This is a genomic window from Lawsonibacter hominis, assembly GCF_014287895.1.
In the GTDB taxonomy this organism is placed as follows: Bacteria; Bacillota; Clostridia; order Oscillospirales; family Oscillospiraceae; genus Lawsonibacter_A; species Lawsonibacter_A hominis.
This window is the reverse complement of the sequence record NZ_JACOPP010000001.1, coordinates 192,999-217,600: the sequence shown is the minus strand read 5'-3', so window position 1 is coordinate 217,600 and position 24,602 is coordinate 192,999. Positions and strand designations below refer to the sequence as shown.

General features: G+C 62.0%; 17 protein-coding genes. 11 read left to right on the top strand and 6 right to left on the bottom strand.

The features are described 5' to 3' along the window. Positions 1 to 27 precede the first annotated feature (27 nt). The 5 genes from H8S57_RS01065 to rpoB all read right to left on the bottom strand — a co-directional run bounded on the left by H8S57_RS01065 (position 28) and on the right by rpoB (position 10,362). A complete protein-coding gene (locus tag H8S57_RS01065) occupies positions 28 to 939 on the bottom strand; it encodes a C40 family peptidase (RefSeq protein ID WP_186906217.1) in 912 nt (303 codons plus the stop codon). A gap of 76 nt (positions 940 to 1,015) precedes the next feature. Next, positions 1,016 to 1,306 (bottom strand): hypothetical protein, encoded by a 291-nt coding sequence (locus H8S57_RS01060; protein WP_186906216.1) that lies wholly within the window; start codon positions 1,304 to 1,306, stop codon positions 1,016 to 1,018. Between the two features lie 122 nt (positions 1,307 to 1,428). Then, on the bottom strand, positions 1,429 to 2,796 hold the full coding sequence (locus tag H8S57_RS01055) for a putative hexosyltransferase (RefSeq protein ID WP_186906215.1): 1,368 nt from the start codon (positions 2,794 to 2,796) through the stop codon (positions 1,429 to 1,431). 72 nt (positions 2,797 to 2,868) lie between these two features. After that, on the bottom strand, positions 2,869 to 6,633 hold the full coding sequence (gene rpoC, locus H8S57_RS01050; protein WP_186906214.1) for a DNA-directed RNA polymerase subunit beta': 3,765 nt from the start codon (positions 6,631 to 6,633) through the stop codon (positions 2,869 to 2,871). Between the two features lie 21 nt (positions 6,634 to 6,654). Continuing rightward, positions 6,655 to 10,362 (bottom strand): DNA-directed RNA polymerase subunit beta, encoded by a 3,708-nt coding sequence (rpoB, locus tag H8S57_RS01045; protein WP_186906358.1) that lies wholly within the window; start codon positions 10,360 to 10,362, stop codon positions 6,655 to 6,657. A gap of 352 nt (positions 10,363 to 10,714) precedes the next feature. On the opposite strand from rpoB, the gene H8S57_RS01040 reads away from it, so the two are divergent. The 11 genes from H8S57_RS01040 to H8S57_RS00990 all read left to right on the top strand — a co-directional run bounded on the left by H8S57_RS01040 (position 10,715) and on the right by H8S57_RS00990 (position 23,580). After that, positions 10,715 to 12,070: a sigma-54 interaction domain-containing protein gene (locus tag H8S57_RS01040; RefSeq protein ID WP_186906213.1), complete on the top strand. Its 1,356-nt coding sequence runs from the start codon at positions 10,715 to 10,717 to the stop codon at positions 12,068 to 12,070. Between the two features lie 215 nt (positions 12,071 to 12,285). Continuing rightward, positions 12,286 to 13,869, top strand: coding sequence for an amidohydrolase (locus H8S57_RS01035; protein ID WP_186906212.1), 1,584 nt, complete (start codon positions 12,286 to 12,288; stop codon positions 13,867 to 13,869). A 48-nt stretch (positions 13,870 to 13,917) separates the two neighbouring features. After that, positions 13,918 to 15,141 (top strand): M20 metallopeptidase family protein, encoded by a 1,224-nt coding sequence (locus H8S57_RS01030; RefSeq protein WP_186906211.1) that lies wholly within the window; start codon positions 13,918 to 13,920, stop codon positions 15,139 to 15,141. Between the two features lie 138 nt (positions 15,142 to 15,279). Further along, complete coding sequence (locus H8S57_RS01025; protein WP_207723642.1) at positions 15,280 to 16,629, top strand: YfcC family protein; 1,350 nt, start codon at positions 15,280 to 15,282, stop codon at positions 16,627 to 16,629. 263 nt (positions 16,630 to 16,892) lie between these two features. Further along, entirely contained in the window at positions 16,893 to 17,138 is a 246-nt protein-coding gene (locus tag H8S57_RS01020) for a ribosomal L7Ae/L30e/S12e/Gadd45 family protein (protein ID WP_186906209.1), read from the top strand. Between the two features lie 96 nt (positions 17,139 to 17,234). Continuing rightward, on the top strand, positions 17,235 to 17,657 hold the full coding sequence (gene rpsL, locus H8S57_RS01015; RefSeq protein WP_186906208.1) for a 30S ribosomal protein S12: 423 nt from the start codon (positions 17,235 to 17,237) through the stop codon (positions 17,655 to 17,657). Positions 17,658 to 17,879: 222 nt separating this feature from the next. Next, positions 17,880 to 18,350: a 30S ribosomal protein S7 gene (gene rpsG, locus H8S57_RS01010; protein ID WP_186906207.1), complete on the top strand. Its 471-nt coding sequence runs from the start codon at positions 17,880 to 17,882 to the stop codon at positions 18,348 to 18,350. Between the two features lie 15 nt (positions 18,351 to 18,365). Beyond that, on the top strand, positions 18,366 to 20,471 hold the full coding sequence (gene fusA / locus H8S57_RS01005; protein ID WP_186906206.1) for an elongation factor G: 2,106 nt from the start codon (positions 18,366 to 18,368) through the stop codon (positions 20,469 to 20,471). 150 nt (positions 20,472 to 20,621) lie between these two features. Then, positions 20,622 to 21,821 carry an elongation factor Tu gene (gene tuf, locus H8S57_RS01000; protein WP_186906205.1) on the top strand — a complete coding sequence of 400 codons (1,200 nt, stop codon included), beginning with the start codon at positions 20,622 to 20,624 and terminating at the stop codon, positions 21,819 to 21,821. Positions 21,822 to 22,188: 367 nt separating this feature from the next. Then, complete coding sequence (locus H8S57_RS00995; RefSeq protein ID WP_256176214.1) at positions 22,189 to 23,037, top strand: mechanosensitive ion channel family protein; 849 nt, start codon at positions 22,189 to 22,191, stop codon at positions 23,035 to 23,037. Between the two features lie 30 nt (positions 23,038 to 23,067). Further along, positions 23,068 to 23,580, top strand: coding sequence for a hypothetical protein (locus tag H8S57_RS00990; RefSeq protein ID WP_186906203.1), 513 nt, complete (start codon positions 23,068 to 23,070; stop codon positions 23,578 to 23,580). A gap of 371 nt (positions 23,581 to 23,951) precedes the next feature. On the opposite strand, the gene H8S57_RS00985 is transcribed toward H8S57_RS00990, so the two are convergent. Beyond that, positions 23,952 to 24,428: a DUF4830 domain-containing protein gene (locus tag H8S57_RS00985; RefSeq protein WP_186906202.1), complete on the bottom strand. Its 477-nt coding sequence runs from the start codon at positions 24,426 to 24,428 to the stop codon at positions 23,952 to 23,954. Positions 24,429 to 24,602: the final 174 nt, after the last annotated feature.

The following is a 24,602-nucleotide window of genomic DNA, read 5'->3' as shown; positions in this document are numbered from 1 at the left end:
GACTCCGTGCGGGCTGTTTGGCGTTGCTTACAGGATGCGGCGCGCGCCGACGTATACGTTGTTGTAGTGACCATAGGTCAGGTTGTCGATCTTTACGGTATATGTATTGGTGGAGGCGTGGATGAATTCACCGCTGCCGATATAGATACCCACATGCGAGGCCGCCTTGGAGGTGTTGTACTTGAAGAATACCAGATCGCCGGGCTGCAGCTCGCTCTTGGAGACCGACACGCCGTTGGACAGCTGGGTGGAGGCGGTGCGGTTGATGGTGTAGCCGAAGTGGCGGTACACATAACTGGTAAAGCCGGAGCAGTCGAAACTGTTGGGGCCGTTGCCGCCGTAAACATAGGGAACACCCAGATACTGTTTGGCGTAGTCCGCTACCTGCTGCCCCAGGGAAGTGGCGGCGGCAGCGACGGTATCGTCGCCGCGGGAACCGGCGGAGTCCTTGCAGGTGACCATATAATCGCTGCTGACATAGCCGCTCAGGCCGCCGGAGGTATTGATCTTGTACCAGCCGCTGTCGATGCCCACGATGGTGACCACAGCGCCGTTGGAGAGGGCGGCGACCTTGTCGTATCCGGTGCCCGGGCCGCTGCGCATATTCAGGGTGGAACCATCCGTCTGGACCAGCCCGTAACCGATGGCCACGTCCGCTTTCTCAGACACCGTCAGGTACTCGCCGGACATATAGCCCTCCACGGACCTATAATCCACTTTGTACCAGCCGTTCCCGGCATCCTCCAAAATCACCACGGCGTCGCCCTTGGCGGCGGTGGCCAGAATAGTGGCCTCCGTCCCGGCCTCCTCCCGCAGACGCAGCGCGTCGGCCTCTACGGTACCGACGCCCAGGCTGGCGGCGGAAGCGCCTATGGTGCAGACGGCGGCCAGGGCGGTGGTGAGCAGCGCGGTGCGCAGCAGCTTGGCAGGCAGTATCATCGGCTTGTCCCTCCGTTCAAAGGTTGAGCCGCACGCAGACTGCGGCGGCTTTTTTATCATTGGTAACGATCCCGGCTCACTTGCTGGACAGGGCCCGGTCCAGCCATACGGACGCTACGTCCATAGCGGCATACAGGCTGTCCTTCTCGGTCTTTTTGACCACGCGGTCGCGGCTTTTCAGATCGGGGTCGGTCAGCTGGAGCTGGACGGCCACCTTTGTGGCCAGCTCCAGATCCTGCTCTTTCCTGCTGTTCAGAACCTGGAGCATGATGATATATTTTTCTGCCATGCTGCCGTAATAAATCAGGCTGTCCTTACGGCGAAGCGGATGGCCTTTGTAGGTCAGGGGGATATCCTTATTTGACATGAGAGCCTCCTTTTACAGGCTGTAACAATCCTGAAACACTGTAACCAAATTGTAACACATTGTTTCCGTTCCGTCAACCGCTTTCCGGGCGGAAATTTCCGGAATTTTCTCCCAAAGACGTCCTATCGGGCGGACGGGCCCGCAACGGGACGCAGGCGGGCGAACAGAGCGAGCAGAGCGAGAATCAGAGCGGCCAGCATCAACAGGGCTTCCGCCAGCATGACGTAAGTGCGTCCGCCCAGAGAGAGGATCAAGGTATATCTTTGGCGCAGATAGACGGCATAGGCGCTCAGGGAGGAGAGCTGCACCAATACGGCGCAGTACCAGCGCCGGGGAAGCGCGCAGGCCCAGGCCAGGGTGAGCACGTCGGCCAGGAAAAAGTAACGGTCGTGCATATAGGGCAGCAGGAAGGGCACTCCGATGGCCATGACCGCCGCCGCGGCCAGAAGGGCCGTTTCGTCCGCTGTTTTCCGGCGCCGCCGGAGCAGCGCCAGCAGAGTCAGCGCCAGCAGCAGCGCCGCGGCGATCCCCAGCTTGGCGCCCAGCGTCTCGTCGACCTGGGCGTCATAGGGCAAAAAAGAGAAAACCGTGGCGGCGTTGTAGCACAGACTTCCCACCCCCTCCTGGGTCTGGCCCAAATAGACCCCCAGAATATCGCCCAGAGGCTTGCCCAGCAGGAGGGCCGGCAGGATGGTGACGCCGTAGGCGGCAGGAAAGCAGAAGAGATGGCGGAATTTGAGGCGGCCCATGAGCCAGAGCGCGCCCCACAGGGGAAGCAGAAATACGGTCTGCAGTTTGAAGGAAAAGGCCACTCCCAGCAGCGCCAGAGAGGACTTGGGCCGCTGTTCCAGCGCGCAGGCCAGGGCGTGGAGGGTCAGCGCGCCGTAAAGGGAGTCGCACTGGCCCCAGCAGGACCCGTTGAGCACCACCGTGGGCAGAAGGAGCAGCAGGCAGAAGCACACCAGGGGCCGGATGCTGTCCGGCGGGCAGAAGCGCCGGACCAGCCTCAGCCCGCCCCAGGCCAGCACGACATCGAAGAGGATGGAAAAGAGCTTGATGAGATACAGGTCGGGCACCGGCAGGTAAGAGATGGCGGCCAGAAAATAGAGATAGGGCGCGTTGTAGTTGCCGATCGGCAGGCGTACCGCGGCGAAACCGCCGTTTTCCCGGAAAGCCTGCGCCCACTGGGACAGGAACGTCTCGTAGTCCGGCGTCACATAGTCCAGCAGCAGGGCGCGCAGGAAGAATGCCAGGCCGATGGGCAGCAGGGCGGTGAGCAGCCATCCGGCCGGGAAGCGCCGGAGCGCCAGAGGAACGGCGGCGCCGGCGGCTATGGCCGCCAACAAAAGAAATACGGCACACCGTGCCCCGGCGGAGCCGCGGGTCAGACCAAGAACAGGGACCAGGCTGAGCAGGAGCAGAGCCAGCCCGGTCCCGGCACAGAAGAGGGCGCGCAGAGAAGGACGGGGAGAAAGCGGCTGGGAAGACATCCTTTCACCTCACTCACGATCACTTAAAAAAGGGAAAAGGCCCGGAGCAGCGCTCCGGGCCTTTTCCGATCCTTACAATTCGACGGGGGCCGGGACGACCTCGTCGGCAATCGCTTCGCCGTCGGAAGCATCGCTCTCGGCGGTGCCCTCGTCGTCCACCTTGTCGTACTTGCGGTAGATGCTCAGACCGGAACCGGCGGGGATCAGCTTGCCGATGATGACGTTTTCCTTCAGACCCAGCAGGTGGTCCACCTTGCCCTTGATGGCGGCCTCGGTCAGGACCTTGGTGGTCTCCTGGAAGGAGGCGGCGGACAGGAAGGAGTCGGTGGCCAGACTGGCCTTGGTGATTCCCATCAGGATGCGGGTGGCGGTAGGCAGGCGCAGCTCGATGCCGTCGTTGGTCTCGCCGGCGTCGATGCGGTCCTGAACCGCGCGCTTGGCGTCCAGATACTCGATCAGGTCGATGGTGGAGCCGGAGAGCAGATCGGAATCGCCCGCGTCCTCTACCCGGACCTTGCGCATCATCTGGCGCACGATGACCTCAATGTGCTTGTCGTTGATATCCACGCCCTGCTGACGGTAGGGCTTCTGGACCTCCTGGATCAGATAGTCGTACACCGCATGGACGCCGCGGATGCGGATCACGTCCTGGGGGTAGAGGGCGCCGTCGGTGAGCGCGAAGCCCTTGGCCACCTTGTCGCCGTTCTGGACCCGGAGGCCGGCGGAGTAGGGCAGGGCGTAGGTGACCACCTCGCCGTCGTCGGCGGTGATGGTCACATTGCACATGGAGTTGCGCTTGGCCTCTTCCAGGGTGACGGTGCCGCTGATCTCAGCCAGCTGGGCCATCTTCTTGGGCTTGCGGGATTCAAACAGCTCCTCGACGCGGGGAAGACCCTGCGTGATGTCGCCGCCGGCCACGCCGCCGGTGTGGAAGGTACGCATGGTCAGCTGGGTGCCGGGCTCGCCGATGGACTGGGCGGCGATGATGCCCACCGCCTCACCGGCGCCCACGCGCTCGCCGATGGCAAGGTTGATGCCGTAGCACTTGGAGCAGACGCCGCTGCGGGACTCGCAGGTGAGCACGCTGCGGATCTTGACCTCGCAGATGCCGTGCGCCTCCAGGAACTTGGCGTCGTCCACGGTCATCATGCGATCGTGGGAGATCAGCACCTCGCCGGTCTTGGGATCGCACACGTCCTCCACCGGGTAGCGGCCCTTGAGCCGCTCGCCGAAGGTCTCGATGACCTGGCCGTTTTCCACGATCTCGCTGACGGTGATGCCGTCGTGGGTGCCGCAGTCGTGCTCCCGGATGATGACCTCCTGGGACACGTCCACCAGACGGCGGGTCAGGTAACCCGAGTCGGCGGTACGCAGCGCGGTATCGGCCATGCCCTTCCGGGCGCCTCGGGAGGAGATAAAGTACTCCAGCACGGACAGGCCTTCGCGGAAGTTGGACTTGATGGGGATCTCGATGGTACGGCCGGAGGTGTCGGCCATCAGGCCGCGCATGCCGGCCAGCTGGCGGATCTGAGCGGAAGAGCCGCGGGCGCCCGAGTCCGCCATCATCCAGATGGGGTTGTACCGGTCCAGACCCGCCATCAGGGCCTCGGTCACGTCCTTGGTGGTCTTCTCCCACGCCTCCACCACCAGGCGGTAGCGCTCGTCGTTGGTCAGGAAGCCGCGCTTGTACTGCCGGTCGATCTTGACGATCTCCTGCTCGGTGGCGGCGATGAGGCCGTTCTTCTCGGGCGGCACGGTCATGTCGTAGATGGAGACGGTCAGCGCGCCCCGGGTGGAGAACTTATACCCCTTGGCCTTGATGGTGTCCAGCACGCCGGCGGACACGGTGAAGCCGTGCTTGGTGATGCACTTGTCGATGATCTTGCCCAGCTGCTTTTTGCCGGTGACGAAATTGATCTCCGGCTCAAACATGGCCTCGGGGTCGCTGCGGTCCACAAAGCCCAGGTCCTGGGGGATGCCCTCGTTGAAGATCAGGCGGCCCACGGTGGTGCGCACCAGCTTGTGGAGCACCTTGCCGTCCACCTCGCGGGAGCGGCGGACCAGGATGGGCACGTGCAGCTCCAGCTCTCCCTCGTCATAGGCCAGACGGGCCTCAATGTCGTCGGAGAAGACGTGGAGCACCTCCCGGGGCAGCTGGCCGTCCTCCGTTTCGGCGCAGATGCCGGCGTAGGTGGGAATATCGTCCAGACGGCCGGGGGCCTTGACCCAGATATAATCGTCGGGGGCCACCACGCCCTCAGCCAGGGCGGCCTTGACGCTGGCCACATCATCGAAGGTTTCCCCGATGGTGTGCTCGGGGTATTTCTCGTAAGTCAGGTAGTAGGAGCCCAGCACCATGTCCTGGGTGGGCACGGTGACGGGGCCGCCGTCCTGGGGCCGCAGCAGGTTGTTGGCGGACAGCATGAGCACCCGGGCCTCGGTCTGAGCCTCGGCGGACAAGGGGACGTGGACAGCCATCTGGTCGCCGTCGAAGTCGGCGTTGAAGGCGGTACACACCAGGGGATGGAGCTTGATGGCGCGCCCCTCCACCAGCACGGGCTCGAAGGCCTGGATGCCCAGACGGTGCAGGGTGGGGGCGCGGTTGAGCATGACGGGGTGGTCCTTGATGACGAACTCCAGCGCGTCCCACACCTCGGCCCGGCCCTTGTCCACCATCTTCTTGGCGGATTTGATGTTGTTGGCCAAGCCGTCCTCCACCAGCTTCTTCATGACGAAGGGGCGGAAGAGCTCGATGGCCATCTCCTTGGGCAGGCCGCACTGGTAGATCTTCAGCTCGGGACCCACCACGATGACGCTTCGGCCGGAATAGTCCACGCGCTTGCCCAGCAGGTTCTGGCGGAAGCGGCCCTGCTTGCCCTTGAGCATATCGCTCAGGCTCTTGAGCGCGCGGTTATTGGCGCCGGTGACGGCGCGGCCCCGCCTGCCGTTGTCGATGAGCGCGTCCACGGCCTCCTGGAGCATGCGCTTTTCGTTGCGCACGATGATGTCCGGGGCGTTGAGCTGGATGAGACGCTTGAGGCGGTTGTTGCGGTTGATGACCCGGCGGTACAGGTCGTTCAGGTCGCTGGTGGCGAAGCGGCCGCCGTCCAGCTGTACCATGGGGCGCAGCTCCGGCGGGATGACGGGCAGGACGTCGATGATCATCCACTCGGGCTTGTTGCCGGAGATGCGGAAGGCGTCCACGACCTCCAGGCGCTTGACGATCCGGGCCTTCTTCTGGCCGGAGGCATCCTTGAGCTCGGCGCGCAGCTGGGCGGAGAGCTGCTCCAGGTCGATGTCCTGCAGCAGCTTCTTGACCGCTTCGGCGCCCATGCCGGCCTCAAAGTCGTCCTCGTACTTCTCCCGCATATCGCGGTATTCCTTCTCGGAGAGGATCTGATTCTTGGCCAGAGGAGAGAAGCCGGGGTCGGTGACGATATAGCTGGCGAAGTAGAGCACCTTCTCCAGGATGCGGGGGCTGATATCCAGCAGCAGGCCCATACGGGAGGGGATGCCCTTGAAATACCAGATGTGGCTCACGGGGGCGGCCAGCTCGATGTGGCCCATGCGCTCCCGGCGCACCTTGGCCCGGGTGACTTCCACGCCGCAGCGGTCGCAGATCTTGCCCTTGTAGCGGATCTTCTTGTACTTGCCGCAGTGGCACTCCCAGTCCTTGGTGGGCCCGAAGATGCGCTCGCAGAACAGGCCGTCGCGCTCGGGCTTCAGGGTGCGGTAGTTGATGGTCTCGGGTTTTTTGACCTCGCCGTAGGACCACTCGCGGATCTGTTCCGGGGAGGCGATACCGATCTGGATCGCGTCGAATTCAGCGTAACTCATAGTCTCATCGTCCTCCCTTACTTATTCCAAATCCCCGTCGTCGGAGAAGTCGTCTCCGTCGAACGCGTCGTCGTCGCCGTCCTCGTCCTCCACGACCAGGTCGTCGTCGTCGCTGCCCTCCTTGAGGGTGTAGCCCGCGGCGGCGAAGTCGGACTCCCCGCCGGCATTGTAGCCGTAGAAGTCGTCGTCGTCGTCCCGGAACTTGCCGGGCTGGTAGTTGTCCTCGTCGTCGTCCCTGAGTTCGATCTCGCTGCCGTTCTCATCCAGCACCTTCATATCCAGACACAGGGACTGAAGCTCCTTGACCAGAACCTTGAAGGACTCGGGCACGCCGGGCTTGGGTACGTTGTGGCCCTTTACGATGCTCTCATAGGTGCGCACGCGGCCGGTGACGTCGTCGGACTTGACGGTCAGGATCTCCTGCAGGGTGTACGCCGCGCCGTAGGCCTCCAGTGCCCACACCTCCATCTCGCCGAAGCGCTGGCCGCCGAACTGGGCCTTGCCGCCCAGCGGCTGCTGGGTGACCAGGGAGTAGGGGCCGGTGGAGCGGGCGTGGATCTTGTCGTCCACCAGGTGGTGGAGTTTGAGGAAGTAGACGTAGCCCACGGTGACGCGGTTATCGAACCGCTCGCCGGTACGCCCGTCGTAGAGCCAGCTCTTGCCGTCGGGGGAAAGGCCGGCCAGATTCAGCGTGTCCTCGATATCCTGCTCGTCGGCGCCGTTGAAGACGGGGGTGGCCACCTTCCAGCCCAGGGCCTTGGCGGCATAACCCAGGTGGACTTCCAGTACCTGGCCGATGTTCATACGGCTGGGCACGCCCAGGGGGTTCAGGACGATATCCAGGGGAGTGCCGTCGGGCAGGAAGGGCATATCCTCCTGGGGCAGGATGCGGGAAACGACGCCCTTGTTGCCGTGGCGGCCGGCCATCTTGTCGCCCACGCTGATCTTGCGCTTCTGGGCGATATAGACCCGGACCACCATATTCACGCCGGGGGAGAGCTCGTCGCCCGCCTCGCGGGTAAAGACCTTCACGTCCACGATGATGCCGCTCTCGCCGTGAGGCACCTTCAGGGAGGTGTCCCGCACTTCGCGGGCCTTTTCGCCGAAGATGGCGCGCAGCAGCCGCTCCTCCGCCGTCAGGTCGGTCTCGCCCTTGGGGGTGACCTTGCCCACCAGGATGTCGCCGGCGCGCACCTCGGCGCCCACGCGGATGATGCCCCGTTCATCCAGGTTCTGCAGGGCGTCCTCGCCCACGTTGGGGATATCCCGGGTGATCTCCTCGGGACCCAGCTTGGTATCCCGAGACTCGGTCTCGTATTCCTCGATATGGATGGAGGTGAACACGTCCTCCTTTACCATACGCTCATTGAGCAGGATGGCGTCCTCGTAGTTGTAGCCCTCCCAGGTCATAAAGCCCATCAGGATGTTCTTGCCCAGGGCGATCTCACCGTTGCAGGTGGAGGGGCCGTCCACGATGACCTCGCCCTTTTCCACCTTCTGGCCCACACGGACGATGGGGCGCTGGTTGATGCAGGTGCCGTGGTTGGAGCGCAGGTACTTGGTGAGCTTGTAGTCCTTTACCCCCAGCTCGGGATAGCGGACCGACACATAATCGGCGGAGACGCGGGTGACCTCGCCGTCGGCCTCGGCCAGCACGGCCACCTCGGAGTCGATGCAGTTCTTGTGCTCCTGGCCGGTGGCCACGATGGGGGCCTGGGTGGTCAGCAGGGGCACGGCCTGACGCTGCATGTTGGCGCCCATCAGGGCGCGGTTGGCGTCGTCGTTCTCCAGGAAGGGGATCATGGCGGTGGCGATGGAGAACATCATCTTGGGGGATACGTCGATATAATCCACCTGCTCCCGGTCCACCGAGATAATCTCGTTGCGGTGGCGGCAGGTGATGCGGGTGTTGACCAGGCAGCCGTTCTCATCCACGGGCTCAGTGGCCTGGGCGATGATGAACTGATCCTCCACGTCGGCGGTCATATAGTCCACCTGCTCGGTCAGGCGGCCAGTGGCCTTATCCACCTTGCGGTAGGGGGCCTCGATAAAGCCGTAGCGGTTGATGCGGGCGTAGGAGGCCAGATAGGAGATCAGGCCGATGTTGGGGCCTTCGGGGGTCTCGATGGGGCACAGGCGGCCGTAGTGGCTGTAGTGGACGTCGCGCACGTCGAAGGAGGCGCGGTCCCGGCTCAGTCCGCCGGGGCCCAGGGCGGACATGCGGCGCTTATGGGTCAGCTCGGCCAGGGGGTTGGTCTGGTCCATGAACTGGCTCAGCGGGGAGGAGCCGAAAAACTCCTTGATGGCGGCGGTGACGGGGCGGATGTTGATCAGGCTCTGGGGGGTCACGATGTCCAGGTCCTGGATGGTCATGCGCTCCCGGATGACGCGCTCCATACGGGAAAAGCCGATGCGGAACTGGTTCTGCAGCAGCTCGCCCACGCAGCGCAGGCGGCGGTTGCCCAGATGGTCGATGTCGTCGGCGGCGCCGACGCCGTAGGCCAGACAGCCCACGTAGTTGATGGAGGCCATGATGTCGTCCACGATGATGTGCTTGGGGATCAGATCGTCCAGGTGGTCCCGGACGGCCTCCTGCAGCTCCTCGCCCTCGTACCTGGACAGCAGCTCCTGGAGCACGGGGAAGCGCACCTTTTCGGTGACGCCGCACGCTTCGGGGTCGAAGGAGACGAACTTGCTCATGTCCACCATGTGATTGGAGAAGACCTTGACCAGGGCGCCGTCCAGGTCGATGACCGCCTCGTTGACGCCCTTGTCGTCCAGTTCATGGGCCCGCTCACGGGTGAGGACCTCGCCGGGCTCGGCGATGATCTCGCCTGTGGAGGGGTCCACCACGGGCATGGCCAGCTTCTGGCCGGAGAGGCGCTGCCACATGGCCAGCTTTTTGTTGAACTTATAGCGGCCCACGGCGGAAAGATCGTAGCGCCGGGGATCGAAGAAGAGGGCGTTCAGAAGGCTCTCGGCGGAGTCCACCGTAGGGGGCTCGCCGGGGCGCAGCTTGCGGTAGATCTCCAGCAGGGCCTCCTCATAGGTCTTGCAGGCGTCCTTTTCCAGGGTGGCCACGATACGGGGGTCCTCGCCGAACAGCTCCAGGATCTCGGCGTCGGTCCGGGGGCCGACGGCGCGGATCAGGCAGGTTACCGGGATCTTCCGGTTCTTGTCGATGCGCACATAGAACATGTCGTTCAGATCGGTCTCATACTCCAGCCAGGCGCCCCGGTAGGGGATCACGGTGGTGGCAAAGGTCAGGTTGCCCGCCTTATCCTCGTTGCGGGAGTAGTAGATGCCGGGGGAGCGGACGATCTGGGAGACGATGACGCGCTCGGCGCCGTTGATCACGAAGGTGCCGCCCTTGGTCATCAGAGGGAAATCCCCCATGAAGATCTCCTGTTCCTTGATCTCCTCGGTCTCCTTGTTGCGCAGGCGCACCCGCACCTTGATGGGGGCCGCATAGGTGGCGTCCCGGGCCTTGCACTCCTCCACGTCGTACTTGGGAGCCTCGTCCATGGAGTAGTCGATAAAGGACAGCTCCAGGTTCCCGGCGTAGTCGGTGATGGAGGCCACGTCCTTGAAGACCTCCCGCAGGCCGTGGTCCAAAAACCACTGATAGGAGTTCTTCTGCACCTCCAGCAGGTTGGGCATGTCCAGGATCTCCTCATGGCGCGCATAGCTCTTTCGGAGGGTCTTGCCGTAGTAGACGTCCTTGACCATCATCGTAGAAAAAACACCTCGTTTTCTATTCTGGACGCGGGAACAAAACCGGCCGTCCCGGTCTTCTCCCGTATCCGGCTGCTGCGTTTTCGTCAAAACGTACAAAGGAGGGTGCGGAGGCAAAATGCGCACACCCGGATGCGTGGACAAAAAGTGGATTTTATCTCTTGCGCTTTGACCGGCCGCGTGGTAAACTGGACGCAAAATGGGAAAGAATTGAGATCGGCACGGTCTGCGCACGAAAGCATTTAAGTATACCATGGGCGTTTCCATAAGTCAACAAGTTTTATGCATGGAATCTGGAGAAATCCGGATTTTTTTGTATTCTGACCGAGGAAAGGGGAAGACGGGTATGCTGGAGCGTTTTCTGGATCAAATCGGCGAGGTGCTCCACCTCTGTGAGGACACAGACGGGATTTTAGTGGTCAATCGGGAGGGAATCATCGAATATCACCGGATTTCCCTGAACAGCTATTGGTGTTCCCAGGATACGGTGGGACGCCATATTTTGGAGCTTTACCCGGAGCTGGACGAGGAAAGCAGTACCATCCTGCAGGCCCTGCGCAACGGAACGGCCAGCTATAATGTGCTTCAGGACATCAACAACCGGAGGGGGGAACGGGTGCTGCTGGAGTCCACCACGATTCCCCTGGTGGTGGATGGGCGGGTGGAGTGTGTCGTGGACTCGTCCAAGTATCATACCATTGATCAGCGCATCATTCGGGGCGGGGAGAGCGGCGGCCTGTCCACCCTGGACCGCATCCTGACGCAGGACCCCGCCATGATGGCCCTCAAAAGCAGGATCCGGGACGTGGCGAAGCTGGATTCCTCGGTGCTCATCTATGGGGAGACGGGGACCGGGAAGGAACTGGTGGCAGAGTCCCTCCACAGTGAAGGGAACCGGGCGGGCCGTCCCTTTGTCTCACAAAACTGCGCGGCCATCCCCGCCACACTGCTGGAGAGCCTCTTTTTCGGCACGGAGAAGGGGAGTTACACGGGGGCGCTCACCCGGAAGGGGCTCCTGGAGGAGGCGGACGGCGGCACGCTCTTCCTGGATGAGATCAACTCCATGGATCCTGCGCTCCAAGCCAAGCTGCTCAAGGTGCTGGAGGAGAAAAAGGTGCGCCGCCTGGGCGGGAGCCGGGACATCCTTTTTGATGTGCGGATCGTCGCGGCGGTGAATGAGAAGCCCCGGAAACTCATCCAGGAGGGACGGCTGCGGGAGGATCTGTACTACCGCCTGGGGGTGATCCGCCTGACGCTTCCGCCCCTGCGGGAACGGCTGTGCGACATCGCCCCTTTGGCGGGCTGTTTTATCGACCGCTACAACCGAACGATGCGCCGGAATGTCCGGGGCCTCAGCGAGCGGGCCCTTCGGATGCTGCGGAGTTATTCCTGGCCGGGAAACGTGCGGGAGCTCCAGAATGCCATAGAAGGCGCGATGGCGACCGCCCGGGGGGAACGCTTGACCGTGGAAGATATGGAGGAAGTCCTGTCGGGGCGGCAGGGCGGTCTGGAGCAGACGCCGGAGATCCCGGAGGCCTTTCGGATGGAGGAGAGCTTTTCCCTGGCGCGGGCCATGGAGCGGTACGAGCGGGAGCTGATCCGCCGGGCCATGCAGCAGGCGGGCTCCATCTCCCAGGCATCCCGTCTGCTGGGGCTCTCCCGCCAGAACTTGAAGTACAAGCTGAAAAAATATGACCTGTAAAAAATTTTGCACCGCAAAAATTTTTGCACCTAAAATTGGATGCTCGTTTCTCTGGGCGGCGGAAAAAACAGGCCGCCGGACAGGGCCGTACCCCGGGGTTTCCCGGCCGCCGGCCCTGCTCCGGCGGCCTGTTTTCGACGGTCGGGACAAGGTTGGCATCCGGTTTGCACAGTTTAGATGGCGAAAGCTTGCCGCGGGTGGAAAGGAAGAGGTTTATGCGCAGACTTTGGTATAACGGAAGGATCACCTCGATGGACCGTGCGATGCGCCGCTATGAAGCGGTCGGTACGGAGAACGGCAGGATCGTGTTTTTGGGCTCTGTGCAGGAGGCGCTGGCCCGGGACTGGGATGAAAGGCAGGACTTACAGGGGGCCATGGTGCTGCCCGGCTTCACGGACACCCATATGCACATGCTCCACTATGCCATGATCCAAAAAAATCTTTCGCTCTTTGGGGTGAGGTCGATTGAGGAGATCGTTTCCCGCGGCCGGGCCCGGATCGAGCAGGACCATCCGGCCTACCTGATCGGTATGGGGTGGAATCAGGAGACGATGGAAGAAGGACGCCTGGTGACGCGGGAGGACCTGGACCGCATCTCCACCACCATTCCGGTGTGCATGCTGCGGGCCTGCCTCCATATCGGGGCCTGCAATTCGGTGATGCTACAGCGCATCCGCGCGCTGGACGCCGTGGCGCCGGAGGTGCTGGAGCTGGTAGATTTTGCGCACGGCATCCTGCGGGAAGACGCCGCACGCCTCTATATGGACGTGCTGCCCCAGGCGGACGACGTCTACGTGCGGGAGCTGATCCGGCTGGGCCAGCGGGATCTGAACGCCGCGGGCATCACCTGCGTCCACTCCGACGACCTGAAGGTCATCGCCGGTGTGGACCCCCTCCACATGGTGGAGCTGTTTCGGGAGATGGAGCGCAGCGGCGGACTGACGGTGCGGATCTGCGAGCAGTGCCTGGTGGACCCCAGGGAGTTTGACCGCTTCCTGGACGTGCGCAGCGATCCGGCGGACCGGCTGAGTCTGTTCCGGACCGGCCCGCGCAAACTGCTCCAGGACGGCTCCCTGGGCGCCAGGTCCGCTGAAATGATCGCGGGCTATGCCGATGAAACCGCCAACCACGGCATTCCCATCCATACCGAACAGGAGCTTTATCACCGGATCAAAGCGGCTCATTCCCGGCGGATGAACGTGGCGGTCCACGCCATTGGGGACCTGGCGCTGCAGAAGGTATGCGACGCGGTCGAGCGGGTGGAGCGGGAAGACCCGTGGCCGGAGCACCGCCACGGCGTCGTCCACGCCCAGATCACCACCCCTGAACTGCTGCGGCGGATGAAGGAGCTGGGGCTGCAGGCCTATATCCAGCCTATTTTCATCGACGCGGACATGGAGATCATCGCCGAGCGGGTGGGCGGGGAGCATGCGAAGGACTGTTATAACTGGAAAGCGATGGAGGAGCTGGGCCTGCGCGTCAGCGGCGGGTCGGACTGCCCTGTGGAGCCCTTCAACGTGCTGGACAATCTGCGCGCGGCCGTCACGCGGCAGAACCGGGCCGGTACCAGGACCTATCTGCCGGAGCAGGCCCTTTCGGTGGAACAGGCGGTGCGCCTGTTCACCTCCGGCGCGGCCTGGGCCAGCGGCGACGAAGACTGCCGCGGGACCCTGGAATTGGGCAAGCTGGCCGACCTGGCCGTGTTGGACCGGGACCTGTTCGAGACAGAGCCTGCGGAATTCACCAAAGTAAACATAGTGGAGACTGTGCTCAACGGCGAGACGGTATACCGGGCCTGAGCCGCTGCAGCACAAAAAATCGCTGGTAGGGAAGGAGCGTATGTTCAGATGCATGAGATGCTGGTAAAAGCAAACGCCATCCGGGAGCAGATCGTTGCCGACCGGCGCTGCCTGCACGGTATGCCGGAGGTGGGGGTCTACACGCCCCGGACGGCGGCCTACGTCAAGAAGCGGCTGGGCGAAATGGGGATCTGCCACAGGGACTGCGGCGTCCATAAACCGGAGGACCGGGAGAAGATGGTCTTCGCCGGGTATCCGGACGCCCCGGCCGCTACCGGGGTGGTGGGCCTGATCGGCCGCGGCGGTCCCTGTATTCTGCTGCGGGCGGATATGGACGGCCTGCCCATGGAGGAGACCACCGGCCTGGATTTCGCGGCCGAGGGCCGCGCCGCCCATATGTGCGGCCATGACGCCCACGCCGCCATGCTGCTGGGGGCGGCCCGCATCCTCAAGGATATGGAGGAGCAGCTGCCTGGAACGGTAAAGCTGATGTTCCAGCCCGGCGAGGAGATGGGCTACGGTTCCCGCACCATGGTGGAGGACGGCCTGCTGGAAGACCCCGGAGTGGATGCCGCCATGGCCCTGCACGTGGGGCCCCAGCTGGAGGTGGGCAAGCTGAATTACTCCCCCGGCGTGGCCTCCGGCGCCATGGCGACCTTTATTGTCAGCATCCAGGGCAAGGGCGGGCATTCCTCCGAGCCGCAGAAGACGGTGGACCCTGTGAATATCGCCACCCAGGTATGCTCCGCATTGAACCTGCTCATCCCCCGGGAGGTGGACCCGGAGGCGTTCGCCACCCTGACGGTGGGAGCGCTCAACGGCGGCCGGGCATCCAACATCATCCCCGATACGGCGGAGATCATGGTGTCCTTCCGCACCCTCAGCCCAGAGGCCTATGACCACCTGATCGAGCGCGTTCCCGAGATTCTTGATCACTACATCAAGGCGTGGCGGGGCACCTACTCCGTGCGGGTGCTCAAGACGCCCAGCACGGTCTGCGATCCGGGATTCTCCGCAGAGATCGTGCCCTTTGCGGCCCAGGTGCTGGGCGCGGAGAACGTCAGGCCCGTGCCGCCCATGAAGGGGGCGGAGGACTTTGGCCACGTGACCCGGCACGTCCCCGGCTTTTACGCCTTCCTGGGCGCAGGCGCTCCGGAGGGCCACCCCCTGCACAACCCCAACATGGTGCTGGACGAGAGCGCGCTGCCCTTGGGAAGCGCCCTTTTGGCCAACTGCGCTGTGGAATGGCTCAAAAGCCGTGCGCAGCGGTAACGCCGCGGCGCCGCGCGGACGGTCAGGACGCAAGCCCGCTCTGCCGGAAGTGTGTACCGGCAAAACGGATTATGACATGGAGTTATTTGAGGAGGTAAAATGATGGGCAACACATTGAAACAGAAAAAAAGCTTCAGCATGCCCCACGTGTACGCGGTCATCCTGATCCTGATGCTGCTGGTCACGGTCATGACCTACCTGATCCCCGCCGGCAGCTATACCCGCGTGGACGGCGCGGTGGATCCCGGCAGCTTCGCTTACGTGGAACAGACGCCGGTGTCGTTCCTGGGGTTCTTCACCTCTCTGCACCAGGGCTTTGTGGAGAGTTCCAACGTCATCGGCTGCGTGCTGCTCATCAGCGGCTGCATCCAGGTCATCCAGATGACCGGCGCGTTCTCCGCGGGTATCCAGGCCCTGATTAAAAAGGCAAATGGCAAGGGCCTGGTCATGGTCGTGCTGTTTTTCACTCTGTTCGTGGGCCTGGGCGTCATCGGCTATCTGGACGCGCTGTATCCCTTCTACCCCATCATCATCTCTCTGTTTATCACCCTGGGCTATGACAAGATGGTGGGGACCGCCGTGATCCTGCTCTCCACCGCCGTAGGCTTTACCTGCGGTATGGTCAACCCCTATACCACAGGCGTGTCCCAGACCCTGGTGGGACTGCCCATGTATTCGGGCATTGGGCTCCGGGCCGTGGGCCTGGTGATATTCTACTTCATCGCGCTCTTCTTCCTGGTCCGCTACTGCGTCAAGATCAAAAAGGACTCCATGCACAGCGTCATGGGGGCCAACTACCTTCAGGAACAGACCGCGCCCATGCAGTTTGAAGAGGGACTGGAGTTCGGCGGCAAGCGCGTCGTCCTGATCCTCCTCTTCCTGGCCACCATCGTGCTGAGCGTGGCGGGCTCCCTCCGGTGGGGCTGGGGCCTGCCGGAGATTACCGCGATCTACTTTCCGGTGACCATCATCGGCGTGATCCTTTTCCGCATCAACGTCTCCGCTGCCTGCACCGAGTTCGGCAAGGGCATAGCGGGCGTTATCGCCCCCACCATGGTCATCGGCCTGAGCCGGGCGGTGTCCGTCCTTCTGAGCAGGGGCAATATCACCGACACCATCATCAACGGCATGTCCGGCCTGATGGAGGGCAAGAGCCCCGTCATTACCCTGCTCATCGTCTACGTCTTTGTTACCTGCTTCAACTTCTTCGTGGCTTCGGGCAGCGGCAAGGCCGTGGTCATGATGCCCATACTCAGCCCCCTGGGACAGGTGCTGGGGATCAACCAGCAGGTCATGGTGCTGGCCTATCAGTACGGAGACGGCTTCACCAACACCTTCTGGCCCACCGCCTCCCTGCTGCAGCTCTCCCTGTGCGGCATGGATTACGGCCGCTGGTTCAAGTTTGCGTGGAAGATCTATGCCTGTCTCATCGCAGCCGGATTCATCCTGATCGTCATTGCAAACCAGATCGGCTACGGGCCCTTCTGAACCGAAAACGGGCCTCCCCAATTTCCCGGAGAGCGGCGCTGCGTACGCGCGCCGCTCTCCGGGCTTTTTCGCAGACCGGCACCCCCCGTCAGTTTCAACGGTCGGCAGGGCGCAAACCCTGATGATTTCTAGCCATTTTCAACTTGACTTCATATAGGGGCTATGTTATAATTCCAAATTGCGCAGGTGTGCCTGCCGGGGCTGGGAAAGAGAGGCGAAAAGCCCGCTTTCCCTTGCAAATCAAGAGATGGGGGGCATACCGGATGTTCTCGGAACGGAAGCAGGGGGCCAAAGTGGTCGGCGTAAAGCAGACCAGGCGGGCCGTCCAGGACGGAACGGCCGCGCAGGTATTTCTGGCGGAGGATGCCGACCCCCGGATTACCCAGCCGGTGGAGGCCCTGTGCGCGGAAAAGGGCGTGCCCGTCCGCCGCTCCGGCTCCATGAAGGAGCTGGGCCGCGCCTGCGGCATCGCCGTGGGCTGCGCCGTGTGCGCGCTGCTGCGGGGCTGAACCCGCCGCATTTTCCTTGATTTTAGCGGAACAAGGAATAATTTCCTGCCGTTTCGTTAAAATATATCATTCAGAACCGAAGAAAGGAGGAAAACCATGCCTACGTTCAATCAGCTCGTCCGCAAGGGCCGCCAGGCCGCGACCTACAAGTCCAATTCTCCTGCCATGCAGAAGGGCCTGAACACCCTGAAGAACCGCGAGACCGACCTGCCTTCTCCCCAGAAGAGAGGTGTGTGCACCGCCGTTCGTACCTCCACCCCGAAGAAGCCGAACTCCGCGCTGCGTAAGATCGCCCGTGTGCGTCTGACCAACGGCTACGAAGTGACCGCTTATATTCCCGGTGTGGGCCACAACCTGCAGGAGCACTCTGTGGTCATGATCCGCGGCGGCCGTGTCAAGGACCTGCCCGGCGTTCGCTACCACATCATCCGCGGCACGCTGGACACCCAGGGCGTCAACGGCCGTATGCAGGCCCGTTCCAAGTACGGCGCCAAGCGACCCAAGGCCGGCAAGAAGTAATTTCGCGGAAATTAGTTCACCCAGGGGCGGCGTACGGCCGTCCGGACCCATTTTACAAGACTTTCTGCGCTGGAAGCGCAAGGCAGTTGTCCTTGCAGAAGCGCTTACCTATATGATAGGTGCGTTTCCCGCGAGGCACTGGACAAGCAGGCACTTGTCTTACACGGGCGGCCCCGGCCGTTCGAGTACCTATGAAATCATACTATGAAGGAGGGAAGCAAAGTGCCCAGAAGAGGAAACGTACCCAAGCGGGAGGTTTTGCCCGACCCGCTGTATAACTCCGTCCTGGTGACCAAGCTGGTCAACAGCATCATGCTGGACGGCAAGAAGGGCGTGGCCCAGAAGGTGGTCTACGGTGCTTTCGACATCATCAAGGAGAAGACCGAGAAGGACCCCCTGGACGTGTTCACCACCGCCCTGGAGAACATCATGCCGTCTCTGGAGGTCAAGGCCCGCCGCGTGGGCGGCGCCACCTACCAGGTGCCGATCGAGGTGCGCCCCGAGCGCCGGCAGACCCTTGGCCTGCGGTGGCTGACCAATTACTCCCGCGCCCGCAGCGAGAAGACCATGAAGGAGCGTCTGGCCGGCGAGATCATGGACGCCGCCAACAACCTGGGCTCCGCGGTGAAGAAGCGCGAGGACACCCATAAGATGGCCGAGTCCAACAAGGCCTTCGCGCACTACCGCTGGTAATTAAGGAGTTAAAGTATGCCTAGGAAAGTTAGCTTAGAAAATACCCGCAACATCGGCATCATGGCCCACATCGACGCCGGCAAGACCACCACCACCGAACGGATTCTTTACTATACCGGCGTCAACTACAAGATCGGCGAGACCCATGACGGCACCGCCACCATGGACTGGATGGCCCAGGAGCAGGAGCGCGGCATCACCATCACCTCCGCCGCCACCACCTGCTACTGGAAGGGCACCAAGGATCAGTTCCCCCAGACCCGGATCAACATCATCGACACCCCGGGCCACGTGGACTTCACCGTGGAGGTGGAGCGCTCCCTGCGCGTGCTGGACGGTTCTGTGACCGTCATGTGCGCCAAGGGCGGCGTGGAGCCCCAGTCCGAAACGGTGTGGCGCCAGGCCGACCACTACAAGGTCCCCCGCATGATCTACGTCAATAAGATGGACATCATGGGCGCCGATTTTTACCACGTGCTGGACATGATCCATGACCGGCTCAAGTGCAACGCCGTGCCCATCCAGCTGCCCATCGGCGCCGAGGAGACCTTTAAGGGCATCATCGACCTGGTGGAGATGGACGCCGACGTGTATTACGACGAGCTGGGCAAGGATATGCGCGTGGAAGAGATCCCCGCCGACATGCTGGAGCTGGCTCAGGAATACCGCACCAAGCTCATCGACGCCTGCGCCGATCTGGACGACGAGATCATGGAGCTGGCCCTGGAGGAGAAGCCCATTCCCCAGGACCTGATCCGAAAGGCGATCCGTCGCGGCACCATTGAAAACAAGCTGGTCCCCGTGACCTGCGGCACCTCTTACAAGAACAAGGGCGTGCAGAAGCTGCTGGACGCCATCGTGGACTTCATGCCCTCTCCGGTGGATATCCCTGCCATCAAGGGCGTGAACCCCGATACGGAGGAAGAGGACGAGCGTCCGGCCTCCGACGAGGCTCCCTTCTCCGCGCTGGCCTTCAAGATCGCCACCGATCCCTTTGTGGGCCGCCTGTCCTTCGTGCGCGTGTACTCCGGCGTTCTGAACACCGGCACCAGCGTCCTGAACTCCACGAAGAAGCAGAAGGAGCGCATCGGCCGCATCCTGCAGATGCACGCCAATCACCGCGAGGACATCGAGACGGTTTACTCCGGCGATATCGCCGCCGTCATCGGTTTGAAGAACTCCACCACCGGCGACACCCTGTGTGATGAGAAGCACCCCATCATCCTGGAGTCCATGGAGTTCCCCGAACCCGTGATCCGCGTGGCCATCGAGCCCAAGACCAAGGCGGGCCAGGAGAAGATGGGAATCGCTTTGGCCAAGCTGGCGGAAGAAGACCCAACCTTCAAGACCTACACCGACGAAGAGACCGGTCAGACCATCATCGCCGGCATGGGCGAACTCCACCTGGAGATCATCGTGGACCGCCTGCTGCGGGAATACAAGGTGGAGGCCAACGTGGGCGCGCCCCAGGTCGCCTATAAGGAGACCATCAAGAAGTCGGTGGAGCAGGATACCAAGTATGCCCGTCAGTCCGGCGGTAAGGGCCAGTACGGCCACGTCAAGATCGTCGTGGAGCCCAACGAGTCCGGCAAGGGCTACGAGTTCCTGAACGAGATCACCGGCGGCGTGATCCCCAAGGAGTATATCCCCGCCGTGGATCAGGGCATCCAGGGCGCTATGCAGGCCGGCGTGCTGGCCGGCTATCCGGTGGAGGATGTGAAGGTCCATCTGATCTACGGCTCCTACCACGAGGTGGACTCCTCCGAGATGGCCTTCAAGATCGCCGGTTCCATGGCCTTCAAGGAGGCCTGCCGCAAGGCCAACCCTGTGCTGATGGAGCCCATCATGAAGGTCTCCGTCATCGTCCCCGACGAGTACCTGGGCAACGTCATCGGCGACCTGAACGGCCGCCGCGGCATGATCCAGGGCCAGGAGAGCCGTCCCGGCGCCACGCAGATCGACGCTCTGGTGCCGCTGGCCAACATGTTCGGTTATGCGACCGACCTGCGTTCCAGCACCCAGGGCCGCGGCCAGTACTCCATGGAGCCCCACAGCTATGTGGAGATCCCCAAGAGCATTGCCGAGAAGATCATCGCCGAGCGCGGGCGGAAGGAAGACTAAGCGCACAGCGTGACGCCGAGGCGCGTGCGCTGTGTGCAGGGCGTCTTCTGCAATAAAAGTATTGCATTTTACACTGCAATGCTATAAAATATCTTCGCATTATTGTGACGATAAAACATGTAATACGTGTATTTAAGGAGGAACATCCAAATGGCTAAGGCTAAATTTGAGCGTACCAAGCCCCATGTCAACATCGGCACCATCGGCCACGTTGACCACGGCAAGACCACCCTGACCGCCGCAATCACCAAGTATCTGGCTCTGAAGGGCCAGGCTCAGTACGAGGACTACTCCAGCATCGATAAGGCCCCCGAGGAGCGCGAGCGCGGCATCACCATCAATACCGCTCACGTGGAGTACGAGACCGACAAGCGGCACTATGCCCACGTCGACTGCCCGGGCCACGCCGACTATATCAAGAACATGATCACCGGTGCTGCTCAGATGGACGGCGCCATTCTGGTTATCGCCGCCACCGACGGCCCCATGGCTCAGACCCGTGAGCACATCCTGCTGGCCCGTCAGGTGGGCGTGCCCGCCATGGTCGTGTTCCTGAACAAGTGCGATCAGGTCGACGACGAGGAGCTGCTGGAGCTGGTCGAGATGGAGGTCCGTGAGGTCCTGTCCAAGTACGAGTTCCCCGGCGACGACATCCCCATCATCAAGGGTTCCGCTCTGAACGCTCTGACCTGCGAGGGCGGCGTGGACGATCCCGACTTTGCCTGCATCAAGGAACTGATGGACGCGGTGGACGATTATATCCCCACCCCCGCCCGTAACGACGACCTGCCCTTCCTGATGCCCGTCGAGGACGTGTTCACCATCACCGGCCGCGGCACCGTGGCCACCGGCCGTGTGGAGCGCGGCATCATTAAGATGAACGAGGAAGTCGAGATCGTCGGCCTGAGCGACGAGAAGAAGAAGACCGTCGTCACCGGCATCGAGATGTTCCGCAAGCTGCTGGACTTTGCTGAGGCCGGCGACAACATCGGCACCCTGCTGCGCGGCGTTGCCAAGACCGACGTGGAGCGCGGCCAGGTCCTCTGCAAGCCCAACTCCATCCATCCGCACACCAAGTTCACCGGCCAGGTCTACGTTCTGTCCAAGGACGAGGGCGGCCGTCACACCCCCTTCTTCAACAACTATCGTCCTCAGTTCTACTTCCGTACCACCGACGTGACCGGCGTCATCTCCCTGCCCGAGGGCGTTGAGATGTGCATGCCCGGCGACAACGTCGACATGAAGGTGGAGCTGATCACCCCCATCGCCATCGAGAAGGGCCTGCGCTTCGCTATCCGCGAGGGCGGCCGTACCGTTGGTTCCGGCGTCGTCATCGACATCGAGGAGTAATCCAGGCATCATAAAGCGGGGCGGCCCTTCCGGGCCGCCCCGCTTGCTTGCCGGCAGGCGTGTTGTCCCTTGCCGGCCCGGGGTACCGCCGATTCCTGCCCTATCGTACAGGCAGAGCGAAAACAGCCTTGTTCCTTTGGGCGCGGTGTGCTACAATAAGGTCTGCGGAAGAAGCCGCCCTGCGCGCTCTTCTGCAGACTCTGCCGCAGAAACTGCGTCCGTGAAGGGCACAGGATATCGCATAACACTGCGTCAGATCCTTATGCCGGGACACCGGAACGGGATCTGCGGGCCGAGGCGTCCAAGGCCTGCGGCCTTGCCTGGTGCGCATTACATGTAAGCGGTGAAACGGAAAGGAGAAAAACGCGTGCTCACAAATTTGACGGCCTCTACCGAGGAGACTCAGGAGGCGTTCGAGACGCTGGTAGGGGCGATCAAGGGCTTGGACCTGTGGCATATCGCAACGATCGTGCTCCTGCTGCTGGCCTGTATGGTGGTGATGAAGGTACTGCTCCGGCTTTTGGACCGCACGTTCCGGCGGCTGGAGGTGGAAAAAAGCCTGCATACCTTCGTACGCGCCGCTCTGCGGGTTTTTCTTTGGATTATCACCATTTGTCTGGTGCTGGGCTATATCGGAATTCCCATGACCAGCCTGATCGCAGTCCTGAGCGTGCTGGGCCTGGCCATCACGCTGGCGGTCCAGGGGTCCCTGTCCAATTTGGCGGGCGGCATCCAGGTGTTGGTATCCAAGCCCTTCAAAGCCGACGATTACATTGAGGTGGGCTCGGTCGGCGGCACCGTGGCAGAGGTCGGGTTAGTATATACCAAGCTGCGCACCATCGACAACAAGATCATTTCCATCCCGAACGGGCAGATTTCCGGGGAAAAGATCGTCAACTACAGCACAGAAGAAAAACGCCGGGTGGATCTGACCTTCAACACCTCCTATGACGATGCGCCCGAGCGCGTGACCGCCTGCATCCGGGATGTGATCGGCGCCCACCCGAAGGCCTTTTTTACGCCGGAGCCCTTTGTGCGGGTCTCAGCCTATCAGGCCAGCAGCGTGGAATATACCGTGCGGGTCTGGTGTGCCACGGAGGATTATTGGGCGCTGTATTTCGACTTGCTGGAGCAGGTCAAGGCCGCCTTTGACCGTGCGGGCATTGAGATGACCTATAACCACCTGAACGTGCACATGGTGGATCATAGGAAATAAACGGGCGTGTTGGGAAAGGAGAAAAACAAAATGACGGATTACACAACGGCAGGCCGTGGCCTGAAGACCATGTTTATCGGGGAGATTGTCTGCCTGTTCAGCTTTATCCCTTTTGTAGGGCTGATTGGCCTGATCGTGACTCTGGTGGGGCTGAATACGGCGTCCAAAGCACATCCGGGCTATAAGACGGCCTTCACCATCGCGATCGTAAACATTGTTGTCAGCCTTCTTTGTGTGTTCCTCGGCCCGCTGAGCATCCTGGTGAGCATCCTCAGCGTCGTTATGGTCTATATGATCTGCACCACCAGCGCAGAGCTGCTTTGTGAAAAGGGCGATGCGGAGCAGGCGGCCCGGGCGCAGACGGTTTGGAAGATCTACACAGGATGTCTGGTCGTCAGCATCGTGTGCACCATCCTGGCGCTGATCCCCTTCATCAATGTCCTGGCTGCGGCGGTGAGCGTCGTCACCGTTATCGTACAGCTGGTGGGCGGGATCCTCTATCTGGTCTTTCTGTATAAGGCGTCCGATTCCCTTCAGCGTTGAGGCTGTCCCGTGTGGGCTGAGGAGCAGGCTCCGCCGTGTACGTGCCCGGACCCTACTTTGCACCTATGAGCGCAGGAGCCTGCAAGACTTTCTTGACCAACTCAAACGCGGCGCTCCGGCGAGCGCCGCGTTTCAGCGGTCGAAAAAGGCCCTCCCGCAGGGAGTCCCGCCGCCCGCAGGCGGCGGAATAAAAGGAAATCCCGTCCGTTCCAAGGACATGTGCCTTGGAACGGACACTTCTCACGAAATTTTCGCCGACAATTTTGTAAGAAATCGAGGTGAAAATTTCGTGTATTTCTTCTCGAAAAAGTGGCAAAGCCACTTTTCGAGAGGCTCAAACGCGGCGCTCTGGCGAGCGCCGCGTTTGCCTTTCATGCAGGCATTTCCAAACCGTGGATGAAGCCGCCCAGCTGGGGAGAGAGCACATCCGCGCCGATTACGGTGTTCTTGTAGATGAGCAGTCCGGCCAGAATGCCGCTTTCGCCGGTTGGATAATTGGTGATCTCATAGGTATAGCGCTTGACCCGCTTGCCGCAGTACTGGGTCAGGTCGAAGCCCTGAGAGGACTGCAGCTCCAGATACTGACCATAGGTCTCGTCGAATGCTTCCGGGATGACCAGTTCCTCCACGGAGACCTCCTCCGGGGCTACGGTCCAGCCATAGCTCTCCAGATAGGCGATCCGGTCTTCTCCGGTCTTGATTCCCTTTGGGCTGGCCGCAGTGGAGACTGCCGCCCCTTGGGCGTTTTGTAATACGGCGGCCGCCACCAGTACGCCGCAGACCACGACGGCCGCTGCCGCCACGGCCGCGAGGCGCCCGCGATGGACCTTGGCGGTGAAGATAAACACAGCGCAACGCTCCCTTCCGAAAAACAGTCGTGGTAATCTGTATGTTTTTTTCGGAAGGTCTATGATAAAATAATCGAAAAAGGACAACCAGAAGCGCGAAGGCGAGCGGAGCAGCGGACGAAGACGCGCAGCGAAGCAAACGGACCGGAGGCGCGCAAGCGCCGCAGGACGGCT

Coding starts and splice junctions, on each gene's coding strand:
- rpsL (WP_186906208.1), top strand. CDS start 17,235: ATGCCTACGTTCAATCAGCTCGTCCGCAAGGGCCGCCAGGCCGCGACC.
- H8S57_RS01025 (WP_207723642.1), top strand. CDS start 15,280: ATGCCCCACGTGTACGCGGTCATCCTGATCCTGATGCTGCTGGTCACG.
- H8S57_RS01055 (WP_186906215.1), bottom strand. CDS start 2,796: ATGTCTTCCCAGCCGCTTTCTCCCCGTCCTTCTCTGCGCGCCCTCTTC.
- rpoB (WP_186906358.1), bottom strand. CDS start 10,362: ATGGTCAAGGACGTCTACTACGGCAAGACCCTCCGAAAGAGCTATGCG.
- H8S57_RS01065 (WP_186906217.1), bottom strand. CDS start 939: ATGATACTGCCTGCCAAGCTGCTGCGCACCGCGCTGCTCACCACCGCC.
- H8S57_RS01040 (WP_186906213.1), top strand. CDS start 10,715: ATGCTGGAGCGTTTTCTGGATCAAATCGGCGAGGTGCTCCACCTCTGT.
- rpoC (WP_186906214.1), bottom strand. CDS start 6,633: ATGAGTTACGCTGAATTCGACGCGATCCAGATCGGTATCGCCTCCCCG.
- fusA (WP_186906206.1), top strand. CDS start 18,366: ATGCCTAGGAAAGTTAGCTTAGAAAATACCCGCAACATCGGCATCATG.
- H8S57_RS01060 (WP_186906216.1), bottom strand. CDS start 1,306: ATGTCAAATAAGGATATCCCCCTGACCTACAAAGGCCATCCGCTTCGC.
- H8S57_RS01020 (WP_186906209.1), top strand. CDS start 16,893: ATGTTCTCGGAACGGAAGCAGGGGGCCAAAGTGGTCGGCGTAAAGCAG.
- H8S57_RS00990 (WP_186906203.1), top strand. CDS start 23,068: ATGACGGATTACACAACGGCAGGCCGTGGCCTGAAGACCATGTTTATC.
- tuf (WP_186906205.1), top strand. CDS start 20,622: ATGGCTAAGGCTAAATTTGAGCGTACCAAGCCCCATGTCAACATCGGC.
- H8S57_RS01035 (WP_186906212.1), top strand. CDS start 12,286: ATGCGCAGACTTTGGTATAACGGAAGGATCACCTCGATGGACCGTGCG.
- H8S57_RS01030 (WP_186906211.1), top strand. CDS start 13,918: ATGCATGAGATGCTGGTAAAAGCAAACGCCATCCGGGAGCAGATCGTT.